The following is a 6344-nucleotide window of genomic DNA, read 5'->3' on the forward strand; positions in this document are numbered from 1 at the left end:
TTTTATGCCTAAGCTTAATATTGGTTTAACAGATGAACAACGTCAAGGCGTTGTAGAACTTTTGAATATGAACTTAGCAGATATGTATCTGCTATTAATTAAAACCAAAAAATATCATTGGGATGTCGTCGGCCCTCAATTCCGCACTTTGCATCAACTGTGGGAAGAACACTACGAAGCCCTAACTATAAGTATCGACGAAACAGCCGAGCGCATCCGTGCTTTAGGTGGTTATCCTCTGGGTACTGCCAAAGGATTTTTAGAGAAGGCAACGCTCAAAGAACACGCCGGAGATCTGCCCAATGCGAACGAAATGGTACAACGGTTAGTGACCGATCATGAGCAAATTATTCGTAACTTACGTGAAAATATTGATAACTGTTCCGAAAAATTCCATGACGAAGGAACGGCTGATTTCTTAACCGGATTAATGGAACAACACGAAGAAATGGCGTGGATGTTGCGTTCCTTTATTGAAGGTGAAGAACTGCAACCCAGCGGTAATATTCCCGGCGATCGCGTCAAAGCCGGTATGAAGTAAGAATCAGGAGTGAACAACTTTTATGGCGGAAGAATACAAAGCAGAACGTACAATTACAGCCGTTTTTAAAGAAGAACAGCAAGTCAATGATGTTGTTCGACGGCTAATTGATCGGGGTGTTTCTCGCGATCATGTCTCGGTAATGGGTCGAGATTTTGAATCTCAAACCCGCATTTCTGGCTTCATCAGTAAAAAAGATGTTATCTTAGGTGGCTTACGAACGGGGGCTGTTTTTGGTTCGTTGTTCGGCTCGATACTCAGTCTACTGACAGGTGTCGGCGTGTTGTTCATTCCTTTTGTTGGTTCTGTGGTTGCCGCAGGCCCCATTAGTTCAGTCTTATTGGGTGCCGCAACCGGAGCCTTAGCAGGGAGTGCAGGAGCGGGTTTAGCATCCGTTCTCACCACGTTAGGAATGCCAAAAGAAAAGGCAGCCATTTATGAAACCCGCCTAAAAGCTGGAGAATATCTGCTGATGGCAGAAGTTCCGACCGACAAGTCAGGGGAATATAAACTCCTGATTGAAAATGCCCACGGCGAGGAAATTCATATCACCGATCAGGCATTACCCCGTCCTTGTCCGGGACGATGTGACTCTCCCGAGGAGTTATCCCCCGAAGTTCGCGCTCATCTATCGGAAGATGCTCAAAGCACCTTCATCAAACGCTACAACGCGGTTTTTGATCAGACCGAAGATGAGATGAAAGCAGAACAGGCGGCTTGGGAAACCATTCATCAACAATACGATGAAGATGAAAATGGGATTTGGTCCAAGCAGAAAGTTACTGCATAACTCCGGGAAATCTCACAATGAGTGGGTTGGAGTTAGGACTGATTGAGTCTGGCTCCAACCTTTTAAAAATAGTTTTGTTTGGGTTCAATTTGATGTTTAACTTTAAATTCGCATGGTTCCATTAAAAGACGAAAATCCGATTCACATTACCCCCATTGTTACTTATATTCTCATTGGTCTTAATTTTCTGATCTTTTTGATCGAGTTAATGTTATCACCCGATCAACTGAATAGTTTTTTTCATCTGTTTGCCGTTGTCCCCGAAGAGTTAACTGCTAGTTTTAACGGAATTTCGGTTCATCAACCCGTCCCAGAATTTTTCACACTTTTTAGCTCTCAGTTTCTTCACGCCAGCTTTATTCATGTTGGCTTTAATATGTTATTTCTGTGGATTTTTGGGAATAATATTGAAGAAGAACTGGGAAGCATTAAATTTATTGGTTTCTACTTAATTTGTGGAGTTTTAGCCGCTCTGTCTCAATATTTATTAGCAACCGAATCAGCAATTCCTTCTCTGGGGGCGAGTGGTGCGATCGCCGGAGTGATGGGCGCTTATATTCTGAAGTTTCCCCAAGTTAGAATTTTAACTGTAATTCCTATCGGTATCTTTCCTTATATTGTTAGAGTCCCGGCATTTCTTTTCTTAGGATTTTGGTTTGTTCAACAAGCCTTTAGCGGAATTTCTATGTTAGAAGTTCAAACCGCAGTCGGGATGGATAGTGGCGGAGTTGCGTATTGGGCGCACGCAGGAGGCTTTGTCTTCGGTGCATTATTCGTTCAAATTTTCGGTTTATTTTCTCGCACCTCTGAGAGCGAAAATTCAGTTGTAGACTGGTAGTTGGACTGAGATTTCAACAATTTAAACCCACAAAAAAGAGAGGGGAATTTAGGTGAGTCATTCTCATCTTTTCCCCTCTGTTTAGATTTTTTGAATGAAACTCAACTCATTAGAAACGGAATTGAGTCCGGAATGTGGTAACAACAATGGTGTCATTGTCGTCGTCAACGTGTTCAGGGTCAGTAATCACAAAAATACCGGGAACTAAAGCCACGTAGTCGTTGATTTGATAACGATAGAAGGCTTCAATGTGAATGCTGGTTTGCTCTTCTTCTAAAGTCTCCAGAGTGTGGTAAACCACTTTCGGCTGCATCCCGACAATAATACCGCCTAAGCTTCCTTCTCGGAATAAGTCAGGAAACGCTAATGTGACCGCGAAGTTCAAGACCGTTGCATCAAGGTCATCGCCGTCGCCTTCAGCTTTATCATCAGCCCAGGCAACACCAAGCCAACCCCCCAACTCAAAACCATCTACAATTCTCCAGTTTGTCTGGAAGCCCAAGTTATCGCTTGTGGTGGCACTATCTCCGAAGGGTCGGTTTGCCAGGAAACTTCCCGTTCCGCCACTGACACTAACATCATCTTCGCGGAAATGGCGGCGGTTGTAGTCCAGTGCAAGCACCAAATTGTCGAAAGGTTCATAAACGAATTGAATCGCCGCCGAATGGCTTCCATTAAACAAACCTCGACCTTCGGAAGCATCGGAAGCATCATCTTGGCTAGCCAGGTAACCGAAGTTCACCCGAAGTCTATCATTAATCTGATACTTGAGTGCCAAGCCTGTTCCTTCCGGGCCACGCAGCGAAGTCGGGTTGTAGCGTCCGAAGCGAGAAGACGAACCAGCACCGGTACTCTGGAAGGGGCTAAGAGGATCTTGAATGTCATCTAAGTCTAAACTTTTAGCACCGAAGTAAACTTGACCTCGACCATTGAAAACTGGGAAACGGTAGTAGAGGTCATCGAGGGTGAAGTCTCCATCTCCGCCATCAGTACCGAGACGACTCATTAAGGTATTGGTCAGGTTGACACGACTCAAGTTGGGAACGTCTTTGGCTTCCAAACGAGTTCGCAGTAAATCTTCCCCAGTGAAGCTAGTATCAAAGTTTAAACGCGCCCGATAACCGAAGTAAGCTTGAGTGGGGTCTTCTTCATCATCAACATTTGACTCCCCTTGGAGTTCGGAGGCGCGGTTAAATTCAGCCCGATCTCCAAAGGTATCCCCGATAAAGAAGATCACTTCCCCTCTCAACTTGGTGGTGGTGGAGAACTGATTGGCTTCCAATTCAGCCGTGCGGGCTTCTAACGCCAATACCCGACCGCGCAAAGCAGCCAATTCAGCCGCAAATTCTTCTTGTAAGCGTTGCAGAACCGCCAAGTCTTCGCGAGTCACCAAGTTCGCTGTAGAAGCGGCAATCAGTTCGTTTACCCGTTCCAAACAAGCGTTTAAACCAGCGGCAAATTCGTAACGAGTCATCGCCCGGTTTCCCTTGTAGGTACCATCGGGATAACCTGCAATACAACCGTAACGCTCAACCAGGGATTGTAGTGCTTGGAACGCCCAGTCAGTCGGTTGTACGTCGGAAAGCTGGGAGACTGATGTGACCTGATCCATCACATCGGTTTCTGCGGTGTAGAGTTCCATTTGTTCGAGGTCAGAAATTCCCACCTCAGAATTCTCTACCGGATCTGCGGTTTCAACTTGAGCCAGTTGCAACTCAGGCGTTTCAGACACCGAAAGCGCATCTGAAGTAGCGGTCTGAGCTGGAGCCTCGCCATTATTTGTGATTACGGGGGCAACAGGTGCAATTTCATTCTTAGATCCATCTGTGAGATCGACTAAGGATGAAACCTCAAAATCGGAATTCCCCTGGGTTAAAGTTAATAATTCTGAATGCTCTGCTTGCTGCCACTCAACTGAATGAATTGCTCCAGTTGCTAAGTCAGGGGTTGAATCTAACCTGACCGATGAAGTTTCAGTGGCTAGGGCGGCATTCGTTAAGGCAAGAGCAGCACCCAGAATACCTGGACTCTGCTTAAGAGTGTTCCATAGAATTTTGTTCATGATCTCCAATCTCACACCGACTTAAAATACCAAAAGCAAGGGAGTCCCCAGCTCAGTTGAACCAATAGTACCACAATCTTAACAGGAGTTTTCTGACAGTCAAGCAGGGCTGAAAGAAGGGGTTACTTCTGTATGTTGAATCCTATCAGTTCAACTTTAGTCTAAGTTCCCTCATTGATCCTACACAATTTGTTTGGAATTGAGGTGACGAATTGCAATTACTCCCGGTAAAGGTGGACTATTGGGAGTTTTCATCGGCCAGTTGGAACCAATTGGGACTTGTCGAGTTTGAATAAACTCCTCACCCTCTGTAGTTCGCAGCGCAAACTGACGCTCTTGGGTCGCCATCTTTTGACGAATTCCATTGGCTTCTCCGGGATGTTGAGCTGATAGAAATAAGGTCTGTTGATCCTGACTAAAAAATGGCCCGGTCATTTCACATTCCATTGGCCCCATCGCAAATAAATAGGCATTCCCCGCATTTTCTCCCGCAGTGGGCAAAAACCACACCGAATTATTGCCATAAACCCCTAACAAATTGGACTGGCTCAGAGGCTGACCTTTTTCATCGACTCGACCGGAGGGTACGGGTTGATTGTGTTTACTCGTAGACATATCTGTGACCATCCAAATATTGCCTTTACCATCAAAAGCCAGGTTATCGGGGTTGGCAAAACCGGAACCTCCATCTACAACTTCGCCCCCGGTGGCAAACATCTCCCAACGAAAGGTCTTCGCATGGGGTTGATTTCCTTGTTCGCTCAACCGCATAATCCAACCATATTCGTAGGGGGTTTCTCCGCTCGGACTCTGAAAGACTCGTTGGTCTGGCCCTCCTGTTTGGTCATCGGGAGAACCGGAGGTAAAGGCAATAAATAAAGAGCCATCGGGCGCAATATCTGTATCTTCGGGACGGGCGGTACAAGTCGCCCCGGCTGCACTGGCGGCTAAATGAGCATCGACTAAGATTGCACCTTGGATTTCTTCGGGGTTATCTCCAACATATAGATCCGCTAATGTCTGATATTGCTGCTTAAAGGCGATCGCTTCGTCATCTGTTGCTGCAATCATCGCCCCGCCTTCGGGTCGTTTGGGTAAACAGATGATTCCCCCTACGTGAACGCTCGGTAAATCGGGATTAACTCGCGTATCGGCTTTTAAAGGAATCCAACGACCTGTCCCATCGGCGTTAAATTTTGCCGCGTACAACATTCCTTGTTCGAGTAAGCGAGAATTCCGTTGATCTTGAGGATTTTTCACTCGCTCTTTGCTGACGTATTTATAAACGTGTCCGCCTCGGCGATCGCATCCTGAATAAAATGCTAGCGGTTTCCCGGCTTCTACCCGAATTCCCACGGCTTCGTGACGATAACGACCTAACCAAGTATGCTTCGTACCGTAATCATTGGCATTGGCTGGATCAACTTCCACCATCCAGCCATATTTATTTCCCGCCAGTCCGAACACATTTCCCAATCCGCCTAACCTTCCGGAAAAGGGGGTTTCACTCGGATTCACAGCGGTGCCATCGGGATAGACATCCTCGGGGACGTGGGCTTGAAAATTTTCTTCGGCACTAAATACGGTTCCCCAAGGGGTTGTTCCCCCTGCACAATTCCCAAAGGTGCCAATAATGCGATCGCCGAGTCCGTCGCTGTAGCCTTTGCCTTTTTTACGAAAGACTGCAACTCCAGGCCCAGTTGACTTCAGATAACGGCTATCAATCCACCCTGAAATTCCAGTAATCCGTCGATCTGCGGCGGAGTAGGTGCGTTCCCATTTGCCTTCGCTGTTACGACGAATGGAAATTACACCCATTCCCACATCGATTAACCCTTCTTGGGAGACTTCTCGAATGGCTTGTCGGACTGCATCATTGGCAGGCAATGCAAAGGCATTAATTCGAGGTTTTTTCTCGGCTTTGAGAGCGGTTTCAATAGTTTTAATGGGTAAACTCTTACCGATTACTTTTTCGTAGGTTTGCACCCAGGTTGCTGAACTAATATATTCAAAATTTATGGTTAAATACCCTTCGTTTTGATTAGTTTCGATGAAGGATAAATAATCATTATTGTAGCCAAATCGAGAGTCCCCGACTGGATCACCCCAAGCG

General features: G+C 46.2%; 5 protein-coding genes. 3 read left to right on the forward strand and 2 right to left on the reverse strand.

Translation table 11 applies throughout. The annotated features are described in order from the left end of the window. Window positions 1–4 precede the first annotated feature (4 nt). The 3 genes from M595_RS14285 (at window position 5) to M595_RS14295 (ending at window position 2169) form a co-directional block, all read left to right on the forward strand. Window positions 5–541, forward strand: a complete 537-nt coding sequence (locus M595_RS14285; protein ID WP_023066972.1) for a Dps family protein — start codon at window positions 5–7, stop codon at window positions 539–541. A 22-nt stretch (window positions 542–563) separates the two neighbouring features. Continuing rightward, window positions 564–1331: a ChaB family protein gene (locus M595_RS14290; RefSeq protein WP_023066969.1), complete on the forward strand. Its 768-nt coding sequence runs from the start codon at window positions 564–566 to the stop codon at window positions 1329–1331. 112 nt (window positions 1332–1443) lie between these two features. Continuing rightward, the gene (locus M595_RS14295) at window positions 1444–2169 is read left to right on the forward strand and encodes a rhomboid family intramembrane serine protease (RefSeq protein ID WP_023066975.1); all 726 of its coding nucleotides are present in this window, start codon (window positions 1444–1446) and stop codon (window positions 2167–2169) included. 109 nt (window positions 2170–2278) lie between these two features. Here the strand turns inward: M595_RS14295 and M595_RS14300 are convergent, their stop codons facing one another. Together M595_RS14300 and M595_RS14305 are read right to left on the reverse strand one after the other, a co-directional pair. Then, window positions 2279–4231 carry an iron uptake porin gene (locus M595_RS14300; RefSeq protein ID WP_023066988.1) on the reverse strand — a complete coding sequence of 651 codons (1953 nt, stop codon included), beginning with the start codon at window positions 4229–4231 and terminating at the stop codon, window positions 2279–2281. A 180-nt stretch (window positions 4232–4411) separates the two neighbouring features. Next, window positions 4412–6344: PhoX family protein (locus tag M595_RS14305; protein ID WP_023067014.1), on the reverse strand; the 1933-nt coding region annotated here is incomplete at its 5' end.

Source organism: Lyngbya aestuarii BL J (genome assembly GCF_000478195.2).
Classification (GTDB): domain Bacteria; phylum Cyanobacteriota; class Cyanobacteriia; order Cyanobacteriales; family Microcoleaceae; genus Capilliphycus; species Capilliphycus aestuarii.